Source organism: Flavobacterium sp. MMLR14_040, assembly GCF_033657265.1.
Taxonomy (GTDB): domain Bacteria; phylum Bacteroidota; class Bacteroidia; order Flavobacteriales; family Flavobacteriaceae; genus Flavobacterium.
Genome location: NZ_JAWVWO010000004.1, coordinates 123,312 through 147,245 on the forward strand (window position 1 = coordinate 123,312; position 23,934 = coordinate 147,245).

The 23,934-nt window shown below is 33.5% G+C and carries 20 protein-coding genes; 10 read left to right on the top strand and 10 right to left on the bottom strand.

The genetic code is table 11. The annotated features are described in order from the left end of the window. Positions 1-72 precede the first annotated feature (72 nt). The 7 genes from groES to miaB all read right to left on the bottom strand — a co-directional run bounded on the left by groES (position 73) and on the right by miaB (position 6,531). A complete protein-coding gene (groES, locus tag SD960_RS07840; RefSeq protein ID WP_012023920.1) occupies positions 73-348 on the bottom strand; it encodes a co-chaperone GroES in 276 nt (91 codons plus the stop codon). A gap of 140 nt (positions 349-488) precedes the next feature. Further along, the gene (gene secG, locus SD960_RS07845; protein WP_042563867.1) at positions 489-830 is read right to left on the bottom strand and encodes a preprotein translocase subunit SecG; all 342 of its coding nucleotides are present in this window, start codon (positions 828-830) and stop codon (positions 489-491) included. Positions 831-833: 3 nt separating this feature from the next. Next, the gene (locus SD960_RS23700; protein WP_413230377.1) at positions 834-1,793 is read right to left on the bottom strand and encodes a hypothetical protein; all 960 of its coding nucleotides are present in this window, start codon (positions 1,791-1,793) and stop codon (positions 834-836) included. Positions 1,794-2,710: 917 nt separating this feature from the next. Next, the gene (locus SD960_RS07855) at positions 2,711-3,214 is read right to left on the bottom strand and encodes an LptE family protein (protein WP_042563869.1); all 504 of its coding nucleotides are present in this window, start codon (positions 3,212-3,214) and stop codon (positions 2,711-2,713) included. 98 nt (positions 3,215-3,312) lie between these two features. Further along, positions 3,313-4,569: a sigma-54 interaction domain-containing protein gene (locus SD960_RS07860; protein ID WP_073397354.1), complete on the bottom strand. Its 1,257-nt coding sequence runs from the start codon at positions 4,567-4,569 to the stop codon at positions 3,313-3,315. A 60-nt stretch (positions 4,570-4,629) separates the two neighbouring features. Next, a complete protein-coding gene (locus tag SD960_RS07865; protein ID WP_318802091.1) occupies positions 4,630-5,001 on the bottom strand; it encodes a GxxExxY protein in 372 nt (123 codons plus the stop codon). A gap of 84 nt (positions 5,002-5,085) precedes the next feature. After that, a complete protein-coding gene (gene miaB, locus SD960_RS07870; RefSeq protein ID WP_318802093.1) occupies positions 5,086-6,531 on the bottom strand; it encodes a tRNA (N6-isopentenyl adenosine(37)-C2)-methylthiotransferase MiaB in 1,446 nt (481 codons plus the stop codon). A 631-nt stretch (positions 6,532-7,162) separates the two neighbouring features. Here miaB and topA point away from each other — a divergent pair. From topA to SD960_RS07910, 8 genes are all read left to right on the top strand, one after another. Continuing rightward, complete coding sequence (gene topA, locus SD960_RS07875; RefSeq protein WP_318802095.1) at positions 7,163-9,679, top strand: type I DNA topoisomerase; 2,517 nt, start codon at positions 7,163-7,165, stop codon at positions 9,677-9,679. A 3-nt stretch (positions 9,680-9,682) separates the two neighbouring features. Continuing rightward, positions 9,683-10,834, top strand: coding sequence for a formimidoylglutamase (locus SD960_RS07880; protein ID WP_318802097.1), 1,152 nt, complete (start codon positions 9,683-9,685; stop codon positions 10,832-10,834). A gap of 263 nt (positions 10,835-11,097) precedes the next feature. Beyond that, positions 11,098-12,498 carry a gliding motility lipoprotein GldK gene (gene gldK, locus SD960_RS07885; protein ID WP_318802099.1) on the top strand — a complete coding sequence of 467 codons (1,401 nt, stop codon included), beginning with the start codon at positions 11,098-11,100 and terminating at the stop codon, positions 12,496-12,498. Between the two features lie 66 nt (positions 12,499-12,564). Continuing rightward, positions 12,565-13,212 carry a gliding motility protein GldL gene (gene gldL, locus SD960_RS07890; protein WP_115843218.1) on the top strand — a complete coding sequence of 216 codons (648 nt, stop codon included), beginning with the start codon at positions 12,565-12,567 and terminating at the stop codon, positions 13,210-13,212. 52 nt (positions 13,213-13,264) lie between these two features. Continuing rightward, positions 13,265-14,806, top strand: a complete 1,542-nt coding sequence (gldM, locus tag SD960_RS07895) for a gliding motility protein GldM (RefSeq protein ID WP_318802102.1) — start codon at positions 13,265-13,267, stop codon at positions 14,804-14,806. Positions 14,807-14,850: 44 nt separating this feature from the next. Continuing rightward, positions 14,851-15,840, top strand: a complete 990-nt coding sequence (gldN, locus tag SD960_RS07900) for a gliding motility protein GldN (RefSeq protein ID WP_042563878.1) — start codon at positions 14,851-14,853, stop codon at positions 15,838-15,840. A 220-nt stretch (positions 15,841-16,060) separates the two neighbouring features. Beyond that, the gene (gene gldN, locus SD960_RS07905) at positions 16,061-17,050 is read left to right on the top strand and encodes a gliding motility protein GldN (protein WP_318802253.1); all 990 of its coding nucleotides are present in this window, start codon (positions 16,061-16,063) and stop codon (positions 17,048-17,050) included. A gap of 78 nt (positions 17,051-17,128) precedes the next feature. Beyond that, positions 17,129-18,202: an FAD-binding oxidoreductase gene (locus SD960_RS07910; RefSeq protein WP_318802104.1), complete on the top strand. Its 1,074-nt coding sequence runs from the start codon at positions 17,129-17,131 to the stop codon at positions 18,200-18,202. On the opposite strand, the gene SD960_RS07915 is transcribed toward SD960_RS07910, so the two are convergent. Continuing rightward, positions 18,183-18,566 carry a DUF983 domain-containing protein gene (locus tag SD960_RS07915; RefSeq protein WP_115843208.1) on the bottom strand — a complete coding sequence of 128 codons (384 nt, stop codon included), beginning with the start codon at positions 18,564-18,566 and terminating at the stop codon, positions 18,183-18,185. The genes SD960_RS07910 and SD960_RS07915 overlap by 20 nt on opposite strands. A gap of 75 nt (positions 18,567-18,641) precedes the next feature. On the opposite strand from SD960_RS07915, the gene SD960_RS07920 reads away from it, so the two are divergent. Next, a complete protein-coding gene (locus SD960_RS07920) occupies positions 18,642-20,555 on the top strand; it encodes an ATP-binding cassette domain-containing protein (RefSeq protein ID WP_318802106.1) in 1,914 nt (637 codons plus the stop codon). Positions 20,556-20,817: 262 nt separating this feature from the next. Here SD960_RS07920 and SD960_RS07925 read toward each other — a convergent pair whose 3' ends face one another. Next, positions 20,818-21,780, bottom strand: coding sequence for an App1 family protein (locus SD960_RS07925; RefSeq protein ID WP_318802107.1), 963 nt, complete (start codon positions 21,778-21,780; stop codon positions 20,818-20,820). Positions 21,781-21,842: 62 nt separating this feature from the next. Between SD960_RS07925 and SD960_RS07930 the strand changes: the two genes are divergently transcribed. Beyond that, positions 21,843-22,712, top strand: coding sequence for a diacylglycerol/lipid kinase family protein (locus SD960_RS07930; RefSeq protein ID WP_318802109.1), 870 nt, complete (start codon positions 21,843-21,845; stop codon positions 22,710-22,712). Here SD960_RS07930 and SD960_RS07935 read toward each other — a convergent pair. Beyond that, a complete protein-coding gene (locus tag SD960_RS07935) occupies positions 22,709-23,863 on the bottom strand; it encodes a GNAT family N-acetyltransferase (RefSeq protein WP_318802111.1) in 1,155 nt (384 codons plus the stop codon). The genes SD960_RS07930 and SD960_RS07935 overlap by 4 nt on opposite strands. Positions 23,864-23,934 lie beyond the last annotated feature (71 nt).

Below are 23,934 nucleotides of genomic sequence, written 5' to 3' on the forward strand. Positions count from 1 at the left end.
GTTTAAAGTTTGATTTGTTTCAAGTTATTATAGTCTTAATCTTAATATACAGAACTTGATCCTTTTTGTTTTTTAGATTATTGCTAAGATATCATCCTCACGCATAATCAAATAATCAGTTCCTTCAAGTTTTAATTCTGTTCCTGCATATTTACCATAAAGAACAGTATCGCCAACTTTTACGGTCATAGTGTGATCTTTAGATCCATTTCCTACAGCAACTACAGTTCCTTTTTGTGGTTTTTCTTTGGCAGTGTCCGGAATAAAAATCCCTGAGGCAGTTTTAGTTTCAGCTGCAACAGGCTCGATAAGTACGCGATCTGAAAGCGGTTTAATGTTTAAGGCCATGATTTTATATTATTATAAGTTATACGTTTTTTAATGTTCAATAAACTTTCAGAAATTATGCCATGCTCTAAAAACTGACATTATTTCCTAAAAAAAATGCCAGCTTTGACAGGCTGGCATTTTATATTATTTCAAAATGATTATTTTGCTGCAGGTGCTGCCGGAGCAGGTGTTTGCTGTACCGGAGCTGCTGGTGTATTTGTTGCAGGAGCTTCTGTTTTTTCAATAAGTTTAGAATCTGTATCGCTTAAAGATCCTGTAAAGCTTAAACTTGAAAGCAAGATTAGAGCAATCAAAATTGTAGCCAATGTCCAGGTACTTTTATCTAAAAAGTCTGTTGTTTTTTGCACTCCACCTAACATTTGAGTTCCACTAATTGTAGACGACAATCCGCCTCCTTTAGGGTTTTGAACCATAATTACTACGATCAATAGAAAACAAACTATTGTGATTAAAACTAAAAAAATTGAAAATGTGCTCATTGCTTAATTATTATTGTTATTTTGTTGTAAAATCTTAATATCCGAAATACGGTCTGCAAAGAAACTAATTTTTTCTGGATATTTCAAAATTAATATTTCATATGCTTGTATTGCCTTTGTATATTTTTTTTGTTCCAAATAAACACGGGCTAAAGTCTCGGTCATCAAATACGTATTGTCCTCCTGATTAATGTTAAATTGAATTGGGGGCAGCGTTATCGGATCTGATTTGATTGGCGAAATTTTTGGGTTTGTTTCAATAAATTTATCAATCAGCTCTGCTTTTTTCTTTTTTTCGTCTTCAATTATTTCTGTTTCCGGAATTGTTTCTTGAATTGGTTCAGGATTTCTCTCTACTTTTTGTGTGCTTTTCTCAACTGCTTTTACATCTTCCTGAACAATTTCATTTGTTCTGTCAATAGGTTCGGGTCTTGCTAATTGCAGCCATTCCTGAAAAGAATGTTTCTCTTTTACCGAAAAATCTAAAGGCTTTCCTATTTCTAGATTTTCCTCGGCAATTTTTACAGTTTCTTCAAATTGTGTCTTTGGGGTATTTTCTTCAATTACTGATTCGTCGATGCTATCTGTTATAACGTCCTTAGATTCTTCTATAAATATAGGTTCTTCAAGAATAAAATTAATTACTTCTTTAGGACTTTCTTCAACAGTCGTTGGTTCATCCACGATAGTCGGATTAACTTCGTTTGGTTTTTCTTCTGTAATTTTTACCTCTTCAAAAACAACACTGGCAATTTCCTTATACTGTTCTGTAATTTTTGGTTCAACAATTTCTGCAGCTTCTTTTTCTGCAGGTTTTGACTCTTCAAATACAACTGTTGTAGCTTCTTTGATTGAGTTATAAATTGATTCTTCTATAGGATCAATTCTTATTTCGGTGTGTTTTTTCGGTTCTTCAAAAACAACAGGTGCGATTTCTTCAATAGTAGAAACCGGTTTCTCAATAACGGGATGAGAATCAAAGGTTTTTTCAATTTCTTCTACTTCTTCATCATCTACTACTTCTTCAAAAAAAGTGTGTTTGGTTTCTTTAACTGGAATCACGATAGTTTCTTCCTTAAGAATATCAATTGATTCGTCATGAGTTTTTGCTTCTTCAAAAACGGCAGGTTCTGTTTCTTCAACTAAAGTTTCCGGAGTTTCTTCTGTAGAAATATCTTCCGTTTTTATTACTTCTTCAAAAACAACTGCTTTGGTTTCTTCAACTGGAGAGTCAACTGATTCTTCAATAATATTATCTTCTGATTTGTCTTCCGCTTTTATTATTTCCTCAAAAGCTACAGCTTTAGTTTCTTCAATAATAGGTTCAACAGTTTTTTCTTCTGCCTTTATTGATTCTTCAAAAACATTCGAAGTAGCTTGTTTTATAGATGTTAATATAGACTGTTCAATAGGATCAATTCTAACTTCGATACTTTTTTTAATTTCATCAGGCGAAACCACTTCGCTATCAAGAACATTAATATTTAAAAGATCGCGAAGTTTTTTATCATAAAAATCATTTTGAATAGAAGTAAAAGTTTCTGAAGTAATGAAATCAAATAAAACAGAGCGATCCGCAGTATGTGCTGCAGTAACTTTTAATGCATAATTATACTTAAAACTATTTTGGTTAAAGAGTCCTTTTAATCGTAGCGCTCTCGCACTTTGAAAATACGGAAATTCAATCAAAACATTGCCTAATGCCTCCGTTTGCTTTTCTGTAATGGCATCGGGTTTGTTTATTAGGTATGTATAATCAGTTACATTCATTGTTTTTTTTTTGTTTAATCGTTGACTTTGCTTATTTGTTTAATCGTTTATTTGTTTAACCGCTTTAATCGATTTAACGAATAAATGATTTACCGATTAAACCAGAAAAACTACCATTTTGCTAATGACTCATTGAAAATATCCTGAGTAATACGGTCATAAATTTCTTTGATGGCAGCATTTAAAGAAGAACCAACAAGTTGCGTTGTTCCTGGATAATCTTTGTAGAACTCAAATGTTTTTTCAAAATCATCTGTTTCTTTCTTTTTGTTTGTAAATCGAACATTTATACGAATTGTCAAACGGTTTTGTGCCGCTTGCTGATCTGCAGTTGCAGTCATTGGTGTTGTTCTGTAATCTACAATTTCTCCTTCATAAGTTAAATCACCACCGCTGCTTACCAGGTTTAAGTTAGTTTGATTCTGAATTAAGTCTTGTAATGCCAATGTGAAATCTCTGTCGATTCCAGGTTCTATCAAATCAGCATTATTCTGAAAGAAATTCACCTGAAAAGTTTCGGCATCAATTTTTCCTGTTCCGGTAAAATTATAAACTCCACAGCCGCTAAAAGTCGTAGCAACTAACAGAATTAAAAGATATTTTAAGTTTTTCATTTTTTATTTTAAGAATTCATTTGCGAGTTCGCTCACGCTAGGTCAAAGATATAATTTTCGTTTAAAACATTTTGCGTCTTAGCGTCTTTGTAGCAAAACTATAAATCAAATTGTTTAATCTTTCTATATAAAGTTCTTTCAGAAATACCTAATTCATCTGCGGCGGCTTTACGTTTTCCTTTGTTTTTTTCTAATGATTTTTTGATCATTTCGATTTCTTTTTGTTCTAAACGTAAAATTTCTTCTTCCTCTATCGTTTCGGCAAACAAATAATTATCGTCTTGAATCTGATAATTGTCTTCGCGTGTTGCAGGCGTCATAACAGCAGTTCTCGGTTCTTCTTCAAAATCTATTTCACTGTCATTTTCCTGCGAACCGTATATTTTCTGAATCAAATTTGGATTAATGTCCTGCACTTTCGAAGATCCATTTTTCATCAATTCTAAAGTGAGTTTTTTCAAATCGTTCAAATCACTTTTCATGTCAAAAAGCACTTTGTACAAAATATCTCTTTCGGTACTAAAATCGCTTTCTTTCTTTTTATCATTAATTACCGATGGCAAATTACTTCCTTCAGTTGGCAAATACGATTGTAAAGTCGCCAATGTAATATCGCGATTGGTTTCTAAAACAGAAATCTGTTCCGCTACATTTCGCAGCTGACGAATGTTTCCGTTCCATCTGAATTTTTGCAAAAGCTGAACTGCATCATCATCTAGCTTTAACGGAGGCATTTTATATTTATGTGCAAAATCGGCAACAAATTTTCTAAACAATAAATGAATATCCTCGTTTCTTTCACGCAAAGGCGGTAAAGTGATTTCTACGGTAGTTAAACGATAATATAAATCCTCACGAAATTTTCCTTTTTCGATCGCATTAAATAAATTGACATTGGTTGCAGCAACAATTCTCACGTTCGTTTTTTGAACCTGAGACGAACCTACTTTTATAAATTCTCCATTTTCAAGTACACGAAGCAAACGAACCTGAGTGGTTAACGGCAATTCACCAACTTCATCCAGGAAAATGGTTCCGCCATCAGCCACTTCAAAATAACCTTCACGTGTGCTTGTAGCTCCGGTAAAAGCGCCTTTTTCGTGTCCAAAAAGCTCACTGTCAATTGTTCCTTCCGGAATTGCACCACAGTTTACAGCAATATATTTTCCATGCTTTCTGTGTGAAAGTGAATGAATTATTCTCGGAATATTCTCTTTACCAACACCACTTTCCCCAGTTACCATTACCGAAATATCAGTAGGCGCAACCTGAATGGCTTTTTCAATGGCACGATTTAATTTCGGATCATTTCCAATAATCTCAAATCGTTGTTTTATTGCTTGAACTGTTTCCATGTAAAATTTTGTTTCTTTTGCCACGAATTTCACTAATTTTCACAAATTTTTAAAATCGGGTTAATGTATAACTCTTTTATGCTCTAATGACTTCTTACTAAAGTTAATAATAATTCCTAAATCACTATCTGCAAGTTTTAAATAATTTATTGTTTGAGCAATATGCTCATCAATTATATCTTTTGACGCCTTTATTTCTAAAATGATTTCTTCATAAACTATAAAATCAGCATAGAATTTATGTGCTAAAACAATGTCTTTATATTTGATATTATATTCTTTTTCACGCTGAAAAGGAATATTATGTTTTCTAAATTCATATTCTAAAGCATCCTTGTAAACAACTTCAAGAAGTCCTCCGCCAAGAATTCGGTGAACTTCCATACAAATTCCAACTATTTTATAATACTCCTCTTTTCTATATAATTCCATATTGAGTTTTTTCGCAAACTTATAGAATTAAAAAATAAAGTAAGAAAATTAGTGTAAATTAGTGAAATTCGTGGCGAACTTTTTTTAATTCATTTCAGAATATCCAACCGCTTCACCTTTTAGAGTTCCGCTAGTACAGCTTGTAATTTTTACGTTTACAAAATCTCCTATTTTATAATTCTCTTTTGGGAAAACAACCGTAATACTTTGCGAGTTTCTTCCTGAGAATTCTTCAGTTGATTTTTTAGACACTTTTTCTACAAGAACTTCAACAATTTGTCCAACGAATTCTTCGCTACGGAACCAGGCGTGTTTTTGCTGAAGATCAACAATTTCCTGTAATCTTCTGGCTTTTGTTTCTTCCGGAACATCATCTTCCATTTTTCTTCCGGCCAAAGTTCCGGGGCGCTCAGAATACGAATACATATAACCGAAATTATATTTCACATATTCCATCAAACTCATTGTGTCTTGATGATCTTGCTCAGTTTCAGTTGGAAAACCGGCAATCATATCTTGCGAAATCGAAGCATTTGGAATAATGGCTCTGATTTTATCAATCAAAGTCATGTATTCTTCACGAGTGTGCAAACGATTCATTTCTTTTAAAATTCTATTACTTCCGGATTGAACTGGCAAGTGAATGTGTTTACAAATATTTGGATATTTGGCGATTACATGCAAAACGCTTTCGTGCATATCCTGCGGATTAGAAGTCGAAAATCTGATTCTCATTTTTGGAAAACCAACCGCAACCATTTCAAGCAATTGATCAAAATCAACAGCTGTCGCTTTTTGCATTTCAGAGGCATTTTCGAAATCTTTTTTCAAACCACCGCCGTACCAAAGGTAACTGTCAACGTTTTGTCCTAAAAGCGTTATTTCTTTAAAACCTTTGTTCCACAAATCCTGAATTTCTCCCATAATACTCTGCGGCTCACGACTGCGCTCACGTCCGCGTGTAAAAGGTACAACGCAAAACGTACACATATTATCGCAACCACGAGTTATTGAAACCAAAGCTGTAATTCCGTTGCTCATTAAACGAACCGGCGAAATATCTCCGTATGTTTCTTCTTTTGATAAAATTACATTGATGGCGTCGCGGCCTTCTTCAACTTCTGCCAATAAATTAGGAAGATCTTTGTAAGCATCAGGCCCAACAACAAGATCGACTATTTTTTCTTCTTCCAGAAACTGACTTTTCAAACGCTCGGCCATACAGCCCAAAACGCCCACTTTCATTTTTGGGTTAATACGTTTTACCGCATTATATTTTTCCAGACGTTTGCGAATAGTTTGTTCAGCCTTGTCCCGAATTGAACAAGTATTTACTAAAACCAAATCAGCATCTTCAAGCGTTTGTGTTGTATTGTATCCATTTCCGGATAAAATGGAAGCTACGATTTCACTGTCCGAAAAATTCATCGCACAACCGTAACTTTCTATAAAAAGTTTTTTTGTATTCTCAGGTTTATTCTCCAAAACAAGACTTTCGCCTTGTTTGCTTTCTTCAATAATCTTTTCCATTGTATAAATTCAAAGTGCAAAGATAACGCAAAAGGTATGATTATGACAAGATGGCAGAAAAGAAATTTTAGATTTTAGAGTTAAGATTTTAGATTGGTTTGTGGAGTCTACAGAAGCTTTTTTATGGCTTCAAAGCTTTGTGAACTTCCTTTGAAATTTTTCAGCTCAAATAAAACTTATTGTACTTTGTAAAAACCTATACGAACTCTGTGGTCAAATCTAGCAGCAACTCTAAATAAGTTTAGCCACAGATTGAAGATTAAAAAGATTCTCAAAGCTTTGTGAACTTCCCCTCAAATTTTTCAGCTCAGATTCAAACTTAGCGAACTTTGCGAAAAAACTTTGCGAACTCTGCGGTTAAATTTTAACAACTGCAAAGTCATAAATGAAACTTAATCTATAATCTAACCTCTAAAATCTACAATCTAAAATTCCTTCTAAGAAGTTTACTGTTAAAAAAAGCGCATATCTGAACCTTACTTTCTTTAAAAGTTATACCTATATATATTATAGATTAGTTTACAGATAAATCTGCAATTTTTGGAAACATAATATCAAAATACCTCAAAAATGCATTATCAAGGTTGATATTTAAAAAAAACTTCTACTTTTGTTGCAGAAAAATAGATCAATGGCAAAGAATTTAGTAATAGTGGAATCACCTGCAAAGGCGAAAACGATAGAGAAATTTCTAGGAAGTGATTTTCAGGTCGAGTCTAGTTATGGGCACATAGCAGACTTACCATCTAAGGAAATAGGAGTAGATGTTGAAAATGGATTTAAACCTAAATATGAAGTTTCTCCGGATAAAAAAGCCTTAGTAAGTAAATTAAAGACACTATCTAAAAATGCCGAAATGGTTTGGTTAGCAAGCGATGAGGACCGCGAGGGGGAGGCTATTTCATGGCACCTGGCGGAAGAATTAAAACTTGATATCAAAAAAACCAAGCGAATTGTTTTTCATGAGATTACCAAAACTGCGATTCTTAAAGCAATCGACAATCCAAGAGAAATTGATTATAACTTAGTAAATGCACAACAGGCACGTCGTGTTTTAGATCGTTTAGTAGGTTATGAATTATCTCCGGTTTTATGGAGAAAAATTAAAGGTGGACTTTCTGCCGGACGTGTACAATCAGTTTCTGTTCGTTTAATTGTAGAAAGAGAACGCGAAATTCAGAATTTCAATGCAGTTGCAAGTTATTCTGTAGTGGCAGAATTTGTAAATGAAGCCGGAAAAGCTTTCAAAGCCAAATTGCCAAAAAATTTCAATACAAAAAAAGAAGCCGAAGATTTTTTAAAACAAAACATCGGATCACAATATAAGGTAGCCGATTTAGAAACTAAACCTACCAAAAAATCTCCAACAGCACCATTTACAACTTCTACACTTCAACAGGAAGCTGCCAGAAAATTGTATTTGCCGGTAGGAATCACCATGCAGCTTGCACAGCGTTTATACGAAGCGGGACTTATTACGTATATGAGAACCGATAGTGTGAATCTTTCTAAAGATGCAATGGATGCTGCCGAAGCTGAAATCATAAAATCATACGGAAAAGAGTTTTCGAAACCGAGAACTTTCGCAAACAAAAGCAAAGGAGCACAAGAAGCGCACGAAGCAATTCGTCCGACTGATATGTCGCGTCACACGGTAAATATTGACCGTGATCAGGCTCGTTTGTATGATTTGATCTGGAAAAGAACATTGGCGTCTCAAATGAGTGATGCACAATTAGAAAGAACAAACGTAAAAATTGAAGCGAATAATCACGATGAACTTTTTACTGCATCGGGAGAAGTTTTACTTTTTGAAGGTTTCCTTAAAGTTTATCTTGAAGGACATGATGATGATGAAGAAGAACAAGAAGGAATGTTGCCAGCTTTAAAAGTAAACGAAAAGTTAGCGAATAACTATATTACAGCTACAGAAAGATATTCAAGACCACCGGCTCGTTATACAGAAGCTTCGTTGGTGAAAAAATTAGAAGAATTAGGAATTGGACGTCCGTCTACGTATGCACCAACTATTTCGACTATCATCAACAGAAATTATGTTGAAAAAGGAACTCTTGAAGGTCAGGAACGTAATTATACACAGCTTACTTTGCAAACAGGTAAAGTAGGAGAGAAACTGTTGAAAGAAAATACAGGTTCTGATAAAGGGAAATTAGTTCCAACAGACATCGGAACTATTGTTACAGATTTCTTAGTTAAGAATTTCGGAAACATTCTTGACTATAATTTCACGGCAAAAGTAGAACAGGATTTTGACGAAATTGCTGAAGGAAATATTGATTGGGCGACCATGATGCAGGAATTCTACAATAAATTTCACCCAAATGTAAAAGAAGTTGAAGCTAACGCAGAACGTGAAAGTGGAGAAAGAATTTTGGGTAAAGATGCAGATGGAAGACAAGTATCTGTTCGTTTAGGAAAATTCGGTCCGATGGCTCAAATTGGAGAAGCAGATGATGAAGATAAGAAGTTTGCAAGCTTAATGTCTGATCAGAATATTGGAAACATTACACTTGAAGAAGCTTTAAATTTATTTTTGCTTCCTAAAAGTTTAGGTGAATATAAAGGAGAAGAAGTAGAGGTAAGTAATGGTCGTTATGGGCCTTATGTACGTCACGGAAGTGTTTTTATCTCCCTGCCAAGAGGAGAAGATCCACTTGGGGTTTCTAAAGAAAGAGCTCAGGAATTAATTGACGAAAAAGCTCTTGCTGATGCGCCAATTGCTGTGTATAAAGGAGAAGCTGTTCAAAAAGGAGTTGGGCGTTTTGGTCCTTTTATTAAATGGAATGGTCTTTTTGTAAACGTAAGCAAGAAATACAATTTTGATAATTTATCTCAACAAGATGTTGAAGAGCTAATTGAGGACAAATTACAGAAAAATATAGATAAAGTTCTTCACAATTGGGAAGAAGAAGGAATTTTGGTTGAAAAAGCACGTTGGGGCCGCTCGGTGATTACAAAAGGTAAAATCAAAATTGAATTAAGCAAAGATGTTGATGCGACAAAATTAACTTTACCTCAGGTTCAGGAAATGATTGCAGCCAAAACACCTGCAAAGAAAACACCAGCAAAAAAAGCAACAACCGCAAAAAAAGCACCGGCTAAAAAAGCAGCTGCAAAAAAGAAATAAAAAATGGAATTTGATTTTCTAGAACCAGTTAATGAAGGAGTTTTAAAATTCATTAGTTCGTTGTCTTCTCAAGAATTGGGTAGCAAAATTGTTTTGCATACTCAGGATCAATTTCCGGATATTAGCAAAATTAATATTGCTATTGTTGGAGTTTTAGAAGATCGTAGAAATATTGATATTGTAAATGAGGTAAACCTTACAGCAGTTCGTAAAAAGCTATATGGCATGTTTCCCGGTAATTGGGATGCTTCTATTGCTGACCTCGGAGATATTCTGGCTGGCGATTCAGTTGAAGATACTTATTTTGCACTTAAGAAGGTAACTTCGGCATTAATCAAAAATAAAGTGATTCCTATAGTCCTGGGAGGTTCACAGGATTTAACCTATGCTTTGTATCGTGCCTATGATGATTTAGAGCAAATGGTTAATATGGTTGCTGTAGATAACAGATTTGATTTTGGCAAGGAAAATGAGACGGTTTCGGCCAATTCATATCTCACAAAAATCATAATTGATGAGCCAAATAATCTTTTTAATTATTGTAATATCGGGTATCAAACGTATTACAATTCTCAGGAAGAAATTGATTTGATAGAAAAATTGTTCTTTGATGCATACCGATTAGGTGAAATTTCGAATAATATAGCTCTGGCAGAACCTGTTTTTAGAGATGCTGATTTGGTTAGTATAGATTTAAATTCAGTAAAATCATCTGCTTCGGGTAACAATATTAATTTTGAACCTAATGGATTTAATGGTAAAGAGATCTGTGCTTTAGCAAGATACGCGGGAATTAGCGATAAAGTTTCGTCATTTGGAATCTTTAATCACAATAATACCGTATATGAGTCTGCAATGATTGCACAAATCATTTGGTATTTTATAGAAGGGTATCATTATCGTTCTAAAGAGTATCCTTTTGGAAGCAGAACGAACTATTTGAAATATATAGTTCCAATGGAAGATGAAGAATTAATTTTTTATAAAAGTGACAAAACAGATCGGTGGTGGATCGAAATTCCATTTGAATCAAATGGACACAATAAATTAAAAAGAAATACGTTATTACCCTGTTCTTACGACGAATATTTGTGCGCTTGCAACCAGGAATTGCCGGAAAGATGGTGGAAAGCGCAGAGAAAAAACGCTTTGTAGAGCAAAATTTTAACTAAAATAAAGAAAACAGATTTTTTATAAAAAAATGTTAAAATAATTTAGTAAGATAATATATATAAAATATAAAATTTAACGTTTTACGTCGATTTTTTGCGCTAGTTTATCGACAAAATATTTTTTTTTTATTTTATTTAACATTATTTTTGAACGGTGAAATAAATTTCGTGAGTAGTGTTGTTTTTTTAATAAATAATAAATACGTTTACGGACTTATAATAATGAATAGATAATCCCAAATTTATATGAAGAAGTTTATTGCATTTGCAGCAATGTTAACACTAGTAATCGGCTGTGGTAAGTCAGGTGACAAAGGTGAGTTAGTTGGTGTTACAGGAGGGAAATGGCATCCCGAAAAGCCATATGGAATGACTTTAGTTCCAGGTGGTTCTTTTATCATGGGTAAATCAGATGCTGATTTAGCTAATGTAGAAGACGCTCCAACTAAAACAGTAACAGTTCGTTCGTTTTATATGGATGAGACTGAGATTACAAACAGTGAGTATCGTCAATTTGTAGAATGGGTTAAAGATTCTACAATGAGAGTACGTTTGGCTATTTTAGCTGATGAAACTGGTCAAAAAGCATCATCAGATGGTAAAGGTAAAAAAGCTGGAAGTATTGCTGATTATGCATTTAACGATTCTGAGCCAGATAAAATGACGGCTTATGATAAGTATATGTATGATAACTACTATAGCGTTGGAACAAAAGATGATCCTTATGCTGGTAGAAAATTAAACAAAAAAGTTAAGTTAATTAAAGATACAAAAGGTTATCCGGATGAGTATTATACTGAGGTAATGGACTCTATGTATTTGCCAATTGAAGAATCATATAATGGTTTAAGAACAGTTGATGTAAATAAATTGAAATTCCGTTATTCGTGGATGGATATCCAGGCTGCAGCAAAAGCTAAAGTTGGAAAAAGAAAAGACTTTGTGAAAACAGAGCAAGTGAGAATTTACCCTGATACTACAGTGTGGATTAAGGATTTTGCTTACTCATATAATGAGCCAATGCATAATGATTATTTCTGGCACAAAGCTTACGGAGATTATCCTGTTGTTGGAGTTACATGGAAACAAGCAAAAGCATTTTGTGCGTGGAGAACTTTGAATAAAAACAGCTACATTAAATCTAAGAAAAAAGGACGTGATTTAGTAAACTCTTTCAGATTGCCAACTGAGGCAGAATGGGAGTATGCTGCAAGAGGAGGTCTGGAATCTGCTACTTACCCTTGGGGTGGTCCTTATACTAAAAGTGACAGAGGTTGTTTCTTAGCAAACTTTAAACCAAGCAGAGGAGATTATGCTGCTGATGAAGCTTTATATACAGTTGAGGCTAAATCATATGAAGTAAACGGTTACGGATTATACAACATGGCAGGAAACGTTTCAGAATGGACGGATTCAGCTTATAATCCAAATGCTTACGAATATGTTTCGACAATGAACCCTAACGTAATTGATGGAAACAACCAAAGAAAAGTGGTTCGTGGAGGATCTTGGAAAGACGTTGCTTACTTCCTACAAGTAAGTACTCGTGATCACGAATACGCAGATTCTGCCAGAAGTTATATTGGTTTCAGAACTGTACAAGATTACATGGGAACTCAAGTAACGGGCGGAAAAAAGAAAAAGTAAATTATAATTAAATCAATAACCAAATCAAATCTATTTTAAATTTAAAACCTAAAAAAAATTATCATTATGGCATTATTAAGTAAAAAAGCAATGAATTTCGCTTATGGTATGGGAGCGGCAGTAGTAATCGTTGGAGCATTATTCAAAATTACTCACTTTGAAATTGGACCATTAACAGGTACTGTAATGCTTTCTGTGGGATTGTTAACTGAAGCGTTAATTTTTGCCCTTTCTGCTTTCGAACCAGTTGAAGATGAATTAGACTGGACACTTGTTTACCCGGAATTAGCTAATGGACAAGCTAGACAAAAAGCTGACAAAGCAGAAACTCCTTCTGATGCTCAGGGATTATTGTCTCAAAAATTAGACGTAATGTTAAAAGAAGCTAAAATTGACGGTGAGTTAATGTCAAGTTTAGGAAACAGCATCAAAAATTTCGAATCAGCTGCTAAAGGAATTGCTCCTACTGTAGATTCAATCGCTTCTACTAAAAAATATAGCGAAGAATTATCTATGGCTGCTGCTCAAATGGAATCATTAAACAGCTTATACAAAGTTCAATTAGAAAGTGCTTCAAGAAATGCTGAAGCTAATAAGGAAATTGCTGACAATGCATCTAAATTAAAAGAACAAATGCAATCTATGACTGCAAACATTGCTTCTTTAAACAGTGTTTATGGTGGTATGCTTTCTGCAATGAGTAACAAAGGATAATTAGTTTTTGACTATTATATTAAAATTATTAATAAGAACTAATTAGAAAAAAATGGCAGGAGGAAAATTAACCCCTAGACAGAAGATGATTAACCTGATGTATCTGGTTTTCATCGCAATGTTGGCAATGAACGTATCGAAAGAAGTAATTTCTGCTTTTGGTTTGATGAATGAAAAATTTGAAGATGCAAACACTTCTTCAGTTGCAACAAACACTTCATTATTGACATCTTTAGATCAAAAAGCTGCTGAAGCAAAAGGAGAATTCGCTATTGCTGCAGTAACTGCTCACAAAGTAGAAGCTATCTCAAAAGGATTTTATGATTATATTGCAACTTTAAAAGCTCAATCTATCAAAGGTTTTGAAGTAGAAAAAGAAACTGGAAAATTACCTTACGAGGCAATGGATAGAGGAGATAATATCGACGACTGGTTTACAGGAGACGGTTACACTAAAAAAGGTAACGATATTATTGCTGCAATTCAAAAATACAAAGCAGACATGAAAGCTGCTTTAGGAACAGATAAAAAATATGCTCCAATTATCGCAGAAATTGAAAAGAAATTTGATGTTTCGGATGTAAAAAATAAAGAAGGTGTAAAACAAAAATACTTAGACTACCACTTTAAAGGTTTCCCTGCAATTGCTTCGGCTGCAAAACTTTCAACTTGGCAAAATGATGTTAAAAAAGCTGAAACTGATGTTTACAACAGTGCTTTAGGAAAAGCTGCAGTTGCTGCTGCTTCTTACAGTAATTATCAAGCTATCGTTGTTTTAGATAAAAATGCTTATTTCCAAGGAGAAAAAGTAACTGGTAAAGTAGTTTTAGGTCGTTATGACGAAAATACAAAACCAACTTCATTCCAAGGTCCTGGACAAATTGTTAACGGACAAGCTGTTATTTCATTAACTGCAGGTGGTGTTGGAGAGCAAGATATTAACGGACAGTTTACATTCTTAGAGGATGGTAAAAACATTCCGCTTAAATTTGCTGGAAAATATGTTGTAGTACCTAAACCAAACTCTGCTACTATTTCTGCTGATAAAATGAATGTTGTTTATAGAGGTGTAGTTAACCCAATCTCTGTATCTTTTGCTGGTGTTGATGCTAACAAAATTGTTGCAAGTGCTCCGGGATTAGCTTCTGCTGGTAAACCAGGTAAATATAACATGAGCCCGGGTCAGGGAACAGAGACTACAATTTCTGTTACCGGAACATTACCAAACGGAGATAAAGTTACAGATAAGAAAACATTTAGAATTAAAGGTATTCCTGGACCAACAGGTACAATTAGAGGTGAAATGGGTGTTGTTAAAGGACCTAAATCTAACTTAGAAATTGCTACAATTGGTGCTAAATTACTTGATTTTGATTTCGAAGTTGGTTTAGATGTTGTTGGATTTAACTTAAAAGTTACTGGACAACCTACAGTTGTTGTTTCTGGTAACAGATTAAATGCGCAATGCAAACAAATTCTTTCAAGAGCTGGGAAAGGTGATCAGGTTACTATTTCTGAAATTAAAACTAAACTTGTTGGAGCTGGTAGTTATTTATTACCAAGAACTGCTCCGGTAATTTACGAAATACAATAATAAAGTAGGTAAAACTACGTTCAATATCTTATAATGATACCACGATGAAAGTAAGAAATTTTTTAATAGCTATTGTTTCTATTGCAGGAGGATTTGCAGCTAACGCGCAATCTAATTTGCTTAATGCAAAAACACCTGCACAAATAGGACTTAAGACTCCTGCACAGCTTATCTCAGATAATGACAAACCGTTAGCTTACGGTTATGTAGATGATAGAGATGTATTGATGGGAAAAACTACTTGGGAAATCATCGATTTGAATGAGAAAATTAATTTTCCATTATACTTTCCGGTAGATACTGCTAACATTGGTGCTGACAGACGTTCATTATATGACGTTTTGACTAAAGCTATGAAAAATGGCAAGATAACTGAAGTGTACTCTGATAGTTATTTCAATACTAAAAAATCTTTGAAAGATATTGAGGGTTCATTATCTCGTATTGATACAACAGATGCTGGTAGAGAGTTAATCAATCAATATCCTGATGACTACAAAACACGTGTTGTGAAGAAAAAAGTAGTTACTGGTACTGGTAAAAAGAAAGTGGTTACTTATGTTGACGAAACAGTTGGGCCAACAAGAACGGTTCCTGCTGAGTATGTCCTAAGACAGGATCTTACTTCTGCAGATGTTACACAATACAAAATTAAAGGGTACTGGTATTTTGACAAACGTCAGAGTGAATTGAAGTATCGTTTATTGGGTATTTGCCCTGTAACTCCGGACGTTTATACAATGAACAGTGACGAAAAGGATTATATTGAATTATTCTGGATTTTCTATCCTAATTCAAGAGAAGCTTTGCATGAAGCAAAAGCTTTTAATGATAGTAATTCAGCATTACCAATTTCTTTCGATCAAATTTTAAATTCAAGACGTTTTAATGCTGTTGTCTACAAAGAAGAAAACTTGTACGGAGATCGTGAGATCAAAGAATACATGAAAGATAACGCACAAAATCAGTTATTAGAATCTGAGAGAGTGAAAGAGAAAATCCGTAACTTCGAGCAAGATATGTGGAACTACTAAGTTCTAAATAAAAATTTTATAAAAAACTCTTACTATATTTGTAGTAAGAGTTTTTTTTTTGCCCCCATCTTATTAGAATTATTTTTTAAACTCAAATTTGAATAAAGTTGTAAAGTTTTTTTTTGGGTTTTTATAATCGTTTTTAATTTTCTTATTTAATGTAAGAAAAATAGCAATAAAATATATAATTTTACGTTTAATATGTTTTAATGATATGATGATGAAAGTAAAAAGAATTTTAATCGCTATTGTTTGTGTCTTAGGAAGTTTTGCTTCTAGTGCACAATCTAATTTATTGAATGCAAAATCGGCTGATCAAATTGGGATGAAAAGTCCTGCTCAGCTTATTTCTGATAACGATAAGCCACTGGCTTATGGGTATGTTGATGACAGGGATGTTTTAATGGGAAAAACAGTTTGGGAGATTATTGACTTAAATGAAAAAATTAATTTTCCTTTATATTTTCCAGTTGATACCGCTAATATTGGCACTGACAGACGTTCTCTTTATGATGTTTTAACTAAAGCCATGAGAGAAGGAAGAATAACTGAGGTCTACTCTGATAGTTATTTCAACACTAAGAAAACACTTAAAGACATTCAGGGGTCACTTTCTCGTGTTGATACAACAGATGCTGGTAGAGAATTGATTAACCAATATCCTGATGATTTTAAAACGCGTGTAATCAAGAAAAAAGTAGTTACAGGAACAGGAAAAAAGAAAGTTGTTTCTTATGTTGATCAAACTATTGGACCAACAAGAACAGTCCCGGCGGAATATATTCTGAAGCAGGATTTAACTGCAGCCGATGTAACTCAGTATAAAATTAAAGGATACTGGTATTTTGACAAACGTGAAAGTGATTTGAGATATCGTCTATTGGGTATTTGCCCCGTAACTCCTGATGTTTATACAATGAATAGTGACGAAAAAGATTATATCGAGTTATTTTGGGTTTTTTTCCCAAATGCGCGTGAAGTTTTGCACGAAGGAAAAGCATTTAATGATAGTAACTCTGCCCGTCCAATCTCATTTGATCAGATTTTAAATTCAAGACATTTTAACGCCGTAATTTATAAAGAAGAAAATATGTACGGAGATCGGGAGATTAAAGAATACATTAAAAATAACGCACAAGATCAGTTGTTTGAATCTGAAAGAATAAAAGAGAAGATTCGCAATTTTGAAGAAAATATGTGGAACTACTAAGTTCTAAATTACATTATAACGAAAACTCTTGTTACCTTTGTAGTAGTAAGAGTTTTTTCTTTTTTTTACCCATAAATTATGCTTGATTATTTAATTGTCGGATCTGGCTTAGCCGGAATTTCATTTGCTGAAATAGCCCTTAAAAACAATAAATCTATTTTAGTAATGGATAATAAATCGCAGGTTTCTTCAAGAGTTGCTGGCGGTTTATATAATCCGGTTATTTTAAAGCGTTTCAGTGAAGTTTGGAATGCGGAAGAACAATTAAATTTGATGGATGAATTTTACAATGATATTGAAGGAAAGCTAAAAACGAAATTTAATTTCAGACTTCCTATTTTAAGGAAGTTTTTTTCGATTGAAGAACAAAATAACTGGTTTGCTGCCTCCGATAGAAAAAATCTGGCACCTTTTTTATCGACGAAAATAATTTCTAAAAAATATAGTGGTATTGATTCTCCATACGATTATGGCGAAGTTTTGCATACAGGATATGTAAACACAGCTTTGTTATTAGATAGTTACAAGAAATACTTACAAGAAAATGATTTATTAGTTGAGGAATCTTTTGATTCTCTCTACGTTGAATTTTTTGATTACGGAATTCAATACAAAAATATAAAGGCTCGTAATATTATTTTTGCAGAAGGCTTTGGATTACATAAAAATGCATTTTTCAATTACTTGCCTTTGGATGGAACCAAAGGTGAGCTTCTTATTATAAAAGCACCCGATTTGGACCTGGATGTTATTGTAAATACAAGTGTATTTATACTGCCAATGGGTAATGATTTGTTTAAAGTAGGAGCAACTTATAATTGGCAGGACAAAACCGATTTGCCAACTGAAGAAGGAAAACAGGAGCTTATTGATCGTATTCGAGAAATTTTGATGTGTGATTTTGAAATCATACAGCATTTTGGGGGAGTGCGACCGACTGTTAAAGACAGAAGGCCTTTGATTGGGACTCATCATGAACGTAAATCACTGCATATTCTTAACGGATTAGGAACGCGCGGTGTAATGCTTGGACCAGCGATGGCAAAAGCTTTATTTGATAATATAGAAAATAATGTTGCTTTAAGTCCTGAAATTGATATTAAAAGATTTCATAAAAAATACCTGAAATCTTTTATTTCTGACCGGCCTTAGGATCGTACGAAACAAACATATTAATATATAAGTTTCTGGAAAGCCTTAAAACAAAAGGGAATAACACAATTAATGAGATGACTATAGCCAAAAATGATTGTTCTATAGTAACTCCAAAAAAGACAAATGAAACAATAAAAGCTGCAATTCCCACAGCAACATTCAATCCGTAGCTTACATACATTGCACCGTAAAAAAACGAGGGTTCAATTTGATATTTTAATCCACAATGACTACAATGATCGTTCATTTTTAGAACTTTAGTCAAATGAAGCGGATTTTTGTCTGAATACATGCTTTCTTTTTGGCATTTTGGACAACTTCCTGTTAAAATACTATTTAGTTTGGATCCTTTTTTTAACATTTGCAAAAAAATTAATATTCCCATTGATTTGGGAATGTAAATTTACAAAATCAATTAGTTATAAAATAACAATACATGCTTAATATACATAATTTATCGGTTTCTTTTGGAGGTACTTATTTGTTTGAAGAAGTAACCTTTCGGTTGGGCGCCGGTGATCGGGTAGGACTTGTTGGAAAAAATGGTGCAGGAAAATCTACTATGCTTAAAATGTTAGCAGGAGATTTTGCTCCCGACTCTGGAGTTATTTCTCAGGAGAAAGATATCAGAATGGGTTTTTTACGTCAGGATATCGATTTTGAACAAGGAAGAACCGTTCTTGAAGAAGCTTACGAAGCTTTTACAGAGATAAAAATTGTTGAAAAGAAACTGGAACAAATTAATCACCAATTGGTTACCAGAACCGATTATGAAAGTGAAGAATACAGCCAGATCATCGAAGATTTATCAGACTACACACACCGTTTTGAACTTTTAGGAGGTTATAATTATGTAGGAGATACAGAAAAAATTCTTTTAGGTTTAGGTTTCAAAAGAGAAGTTTTTAACAACCAAACAGAAACATTTTCAGGAGGTTGGAGAATGCGTATCGAACTAGCCAAATTATTATTGCAATCAAACGATGTTTTACTTCTGGATGAGCCAACAAATCACCTGGATATCGAAAGTATCATTTGGTTAGAAGGTTTTCTTCGTAATTATCCTGGCGTTGTGGTGATTGTATCGCACGATAAAATGTTTTTGGATAATGTTACGAATCGTACCATCGAAATCTCTTTGGGAAAAGCATATGATTTTAATAAGCCTTATTCTCAATATTTAGAATTACGTCATGAAATTCGTGAGAAACAATTAGCGACTCAAAAGAATCAGGCTAAGAAAATTGAAGAAACAGAAAAATTAATCGAAAAATTCCGTGCAAAAGCTTCAAAAGCTTCAATGGCGCAATCCTTGATTAAAAAATTAGATAAAGTAGAAAGAATTGAAGTTGACGAAGACGACAATTCTGTAATGAATATATCTTTTCCGGTTTCAAAAGAACCTGGAAGAGTGGTTGTTGAAGCTGAACATGTAACGAAAGCTTACGGCGATAAGGTTATTTTAAAAGATATCGATTTATTGGTAGAACGCGGAAGTAAAATTGCTTTTGTCGGTCAAAATGGCCAGGGAAAATCAACCTTTATTAAAGCAATTGTAAACGAGTTTGAATATCAGGGAAATATCAAATTAGGACACAATGTTCAATTAGGTTATTTTGCTCAAAATCAAGCAGAATATCTTGATGGCGAGATCACATTGTTACAAACAATGGAAGACGCAGCAATGGACACAAACCGTTCTAAAGTTCGTGATATGTTAGGTTCGTTTTTATTTCGCGGAGACGATGTTGAGAAAAAAGTAAAAGTACTTTCAGGAGGGGAGCGTAATCGTTTGGCTCTTTGTAAGTTGCTATTACAGCCAATCAACGTTTTGTTAATGGATGAGCCTACGAACCACTTAGACATCAAATCTAAAAACGTTTTAAAAGCGGCCTTGCAAAAATTTGGAGGAACTTTATTATTGGTTTCCCACGATAGAGATTTTCTTCAGGGTATGTCGAATATTGTATACGAATTTAAAGATCAGAAAATAAAAGAATATTTGGGTGACATCAATTATTTCTTAGAACAGCGCAATCTTGAAAATATGCGCGAAGTGGAGAAAAAAGATGTTGAAAAAGCCGCAGCTCCTAAAGAAACCAATAAAGCTTCGTACGAAGATCAGAAAAAAGGAAAAGCACTTCAAAACAAATTAAGTAAGGTAGAAAGTCAAATCAAACAATTAGAAAAAGATATTCAACACGACGATAAATTGCTGGCTTCTAATTACGACAAACATATCGAAGACGCTTCCTTTTTTACAGCATACAACAAAAAGAAAAAAGACCTTGATCAATTACTTTTAGACTGGGAAGTGGTTCAGGAAGAGATTGATAATTTTAATGGCTAGGATAATTTTCGGGAGCTAATCCAGCTTTCCGTTACAAGTCCTCACAAAAAAAATGCATTTCTAATGTTGCAAAAAGAGCTTCTTTCAGTCGCTTTTTTTCAACAAGAAATGCAATTTTTTTTGCTCCGGGCTTTCCACTTCAATCTGGGCTATTATAGGACATTGCGACAAGTTAAGTCTTTGCGAGGAACGAAGCAATCTCACTTGCTGTAAACTCTTAGTAGTGAGATTGCTTCGTTCCTCGCAAAAACAAAAAATGCGTTTATTTAATAATCCCAATAGATTTCGAATGCATAATCGCCTGACTGCTGTCTTTAAAATAGCAAACTGAAACTTCCAGATTCTCTAAATTTTTCAAAATAGCCTTCGTGGCTTCTTTTTTACGTTTGCCGGTTTGTCTAATATAAACTGCTTTTACTGTTACCGGAAATATTTTGCAGATACGCTCATATAAAACGGGATCATGTTGCGAATCGTCTCCTAGTAAAACATATTTTAGATTGGGGTAAAACTCTAAAACATGCTTTATTTTATCAAATTTATGATCATGATTTCCTCTTCCGCTCATAAAAAAATCAGTAATGCCACGTTTAATATCTTTCAATAAAATAACAGCTCTTGGTAATTGATGTATTTTTGTGAATCGTGTAATAAATTGATACAAATTCCATTCACTGCTCGAAATATAAAAAAAGGCATTTTGCTCGTCTTTATTATTTCTTCCGGCTGAGCTTAAAGCTTGATAATGAGGAACAACATCTTTAAATACTTTTCTGTCGTTTACATTTTTAAACAAAAGAATATATATTTTTTTGAATATATTTTTTGTGTGTGAAATTAAAAAAGTGTCATCAATATCAGATATAATTCCTAAGTTTCCAACGTGAGGCCGAATAAAACTTCCTTTTGCGGCTATAATTTCTGCTTTATACTTTATAAGTACTTCATATTCCATCCATCCAAAATCAAATTCTTTTTCTATCGGAATGCAAAATTTAAAATAACCATCGTCTAATGTTTTTGAATGTATTTCCTGATTGCCAAATTTCAGATAAACATCATGATTTTTAATCGTTTTTATTCTGAACTGATTAATTATTGATTTGGCATTTCTCAGGTTTTTTTTCTGAAAATCATACTCATAAGTTCTTTTAAAAACGTGTCCCATTACAATTAATTCTTGTTCATTAGCATAACCGCGATATAATTGTAGGATTGGTTTCATTAATTGTGTATTTTTATGTAGACTGTAAATTAATTATTTTAATCGGTTTAAAAAATAAAATTTTGAAAAAGAATATCATTTTTGTTGTGAACCCAATTTCTGGAGATCTGGATAAAACAGATTTAGTAGAGGCTGTAGCGGAGTTTGCAACCACAAATCATTTTGATCTTGAAGTATATGAAACTACAGGCAAAAGTGATGTAAGAAAAATACAATCGCTTTATGATCAATATAAGCCGGAACGAATTATTGTTGCCGGTGGAGACGGAACTATAAAAATGGTTGCCGAAGCTGTAGAAGAACACGATGTTGTAATAGGAATTTTGCCTGCAGGCTCCGCAAATGGCTTGTCTGTTGATTTAAATTTGCCAACAACTCTGGAAGAAAACCTGAAAATTGCTTTTTTGCATCATTATATCGAAATGGATATGATTTGTATCAACGGAAAAAAAAGCATCCATTTAAGCGATATTGGTATTAATGCTGATTTGGTTAAGAATTATGAGCAAAGTAATCTACGCGGAATTTGGGGTTATGCACTGCAAGCCTACACCACTTTGGTTGAATCTGCCGCTCCTTTTGTAGCAACAATTACGGCAAATAAAAAAACGGTCGAACATTTGGCGAGGATAATTGTAATAGCAAATTCTCAAAAATACGGAACTGGCGTTACCATTAATCCTAACGGATCTATGAACGATGGAAAGTTTGAATTGGTGATTTTAAAAAGCCTGGATGTATTATTGCTCGGAAAAATTATTACCGGAAATATGCCTTTGGACTCGGATGATGTGGTTATTATTTCGACAGATAAGGCGACGATAAAAACAGATTATCCGGTTAATTTTCAAATTGACGGGGAATATTGCGGAGCCCAAACTGATTTAGAAATCCATATTTTGCACAAACAAATGAAAATTGCTGTTCCTTAACTAATTTCTTTATAGGGATTTCGCTCTTTCCAATCTGTTTTTGGTTCTAAATAATCGAATAATTTACCAATGTTTTTGTTAATTAACGCATTAGTATGTGTAAGTAAACCGTACATTTTTAATGGTTTTGCACCAACAGAACTTTTTATTTCAAGGGCTGTTCGTGCAAAAACTATTTCGGTAAAACCTTGATTAATAGAATAAGCAATCATGTCGTAAAGCATATTGAGATATAACATTCTCTCCCGCTGAATGCTTTCATCATAACCCAGAAAGTAAGTATCCATTACTTTTCCGTTTTTGATTAAAGTATTAAAACCGATTAGTTTTCCATCTAAAAAATAACCATAAAAAAGAAAGTCCTCTTTCATAATTTCTTTAAATGTGCTGAAATGATTTTTAGCCAGAAAGAAAGTATTGAATGGCGCATTTTTGGCAACATGGGAATAAAGATCATAAATCACATTTTCATGTTCGATAATATCTGCCAAAAGCATTTTTCTTTTCTCGACTCCGTCCATTTTTTTTCTGGCACGTTTGTATTGATCGCGGTATTTTTTAGATAAGGCATCAATATAATCTTGTTCTGTTTTCCAGTTTTTATTGATTTCAAAAATCATATTAGGCTGGGTCGAAAACGTAAAATTATTTTTAAATTCAGCTTTTAAGGGTTCAATTTCAATTTCGGTAAAATCTTTTATGCTGGTAATATGAACTTTTTTACCAATGGATTTAAGTTCTTTTTTAAGTTCATTAATGGCTTTATGCAGTGTTTTAATAATTTTGGCCTGATTCACATTTTCAACAAATGAAAATGCATTTTGGCCTGTCAGCATATTATTGCCAATAAATAAAACATGGGATGCAAATTTTTTAAAGGCAAAATTGCGTACAGACGTTTTTAAGCATTGATCGCGCTCGCCAAAAGATTCGAGTTTTTCTGTAAATAAAAATTGCGTTAAAGCGATTCCAACTAATTTTTCACTTTTAAAAATTCCGATAAAATGACAAATCATATTTACCGGAGAAGATTTTTCGAGGACTTCGAGGTATTCCCGAGTTAAAAAAATGTTTTTAGTGGCAAGCGAATTCCATTCTAAAGGTAGTAATGACACGCTTTTGTATATTTGAAAAGAATAAGTTGTATTCAAGAGTGTTGGCTAATTTCTTCAAAATTAGATAATATTTATAATAACAGAACTTGTTTAAGTTATTATTAAGA

Coding starts and splice junctions, on each gene's coding strand:
- gldN (WP_318802253.1), top strand. CDS start 16,061: ATGAAAGTAAAAAGAATTTTAATCGCTATTGTTTGTGTCTTAGGAAGT.
- topA (WP_318802095.1), top strand. CDS start 7,163: ATGGCAAAGAATTTAGTAATAGTGGAATCACCTGCAAAGGCGAAAACG.
- SD960_RS07855 (WP_042563869.1), bottom strand. CDS start 3,214: ATGAAAAACTTAAAATATCTTTTAATTCTGTTAGTTGCTACGACTTTT.
- SD960_RS07910 (WP_318802104.1), top strand. CDS start 17,129: ATGCTTGATTATTTAATTGTCGGATCTGGCTTAGCCGGAATTTCATTT.
- gldN (WP_042563878.1), top strand. CDS start 14,851: ATGAAAGTAAGAAATTTTTTAATAGCTATTGTTTCTATTGCAGGAGGA.
- gldK (WP_318802099.1), top strand. CDS start 11,098: ATGAAGAAGTTTATTGCATTTGCAGCAATGTTAACACTAGTAATCGGC.
- SD960_RS07865 (WP_318802091.1), bottom strand. CDS start 5,001: ATGGAATTATATAGAAAAGAGGAGTATTATAAAATAGTTGGAATTTGT.
- gldM (WP_318802102.1), top strand. CDS start 13,265: ATGGCAGGAGGAAAATTAACCCCTAGACAGAAGATGATTAACCTGATG.
- SD960_RS07880 (WP_318802097.1), top strand. CDS start 9,683: ATGGAATTTGATTTTCTAGAACCAGTTAATGAAGGAGTTTTAAAATTC.
- secG (WP_042563867.1), bottom strand. CDS start 830: ATGAGCACATTTTCAATTTTTTTAGTTTTAATCACAATAGTTTGTTTT.
- SD960_RS07925 (WP_318802107.1), bottom strand. CDS start 21,780: ATGAAACCAATCCTACAATTATATCGCGGTTATGCTAATGAACAAGAA.
- groES (WP_012023920.1), bottom strand. CDS start 348: ATGGCCTTAAACATTAAACCGCTTTCAGATCGCGTACTTATCGAGCCT.
- gldL (WP_115843218.1), top strand. CDS start 12,565: ATGGCATTATTAAGTAAAAAAGCAATGAATTTCGCTTATGGTATGGGA.
- miaB (WP_318802093.1), bottom strand. CDS start 6,531: ATGGAAAAGATTATTGAAGAAAGCAAACAAGGCGAAAGTCTTGTTTTG.
- SD960_RS07920 (WP_318802106.1), top strand. CDS start 18,642: ATGCTTAATATACATAATTTATCGGTTTCTTTTGGAGGTACTTATTTG.
- SD960_RS07915 (WP_115843208.1), bottom strand. CDS start 18,566: ATGTTAAAAAAAGGATCCAAACTAAATAGTATTTTAACAGGAAGTTGT.
- SD960_RS07860 (WP_073397354.1), bottom strand. CDS start 4,569: ATGGAAACAGTTCAAGCAATAAAACAACGATTTGAGATTATTGGAAAT.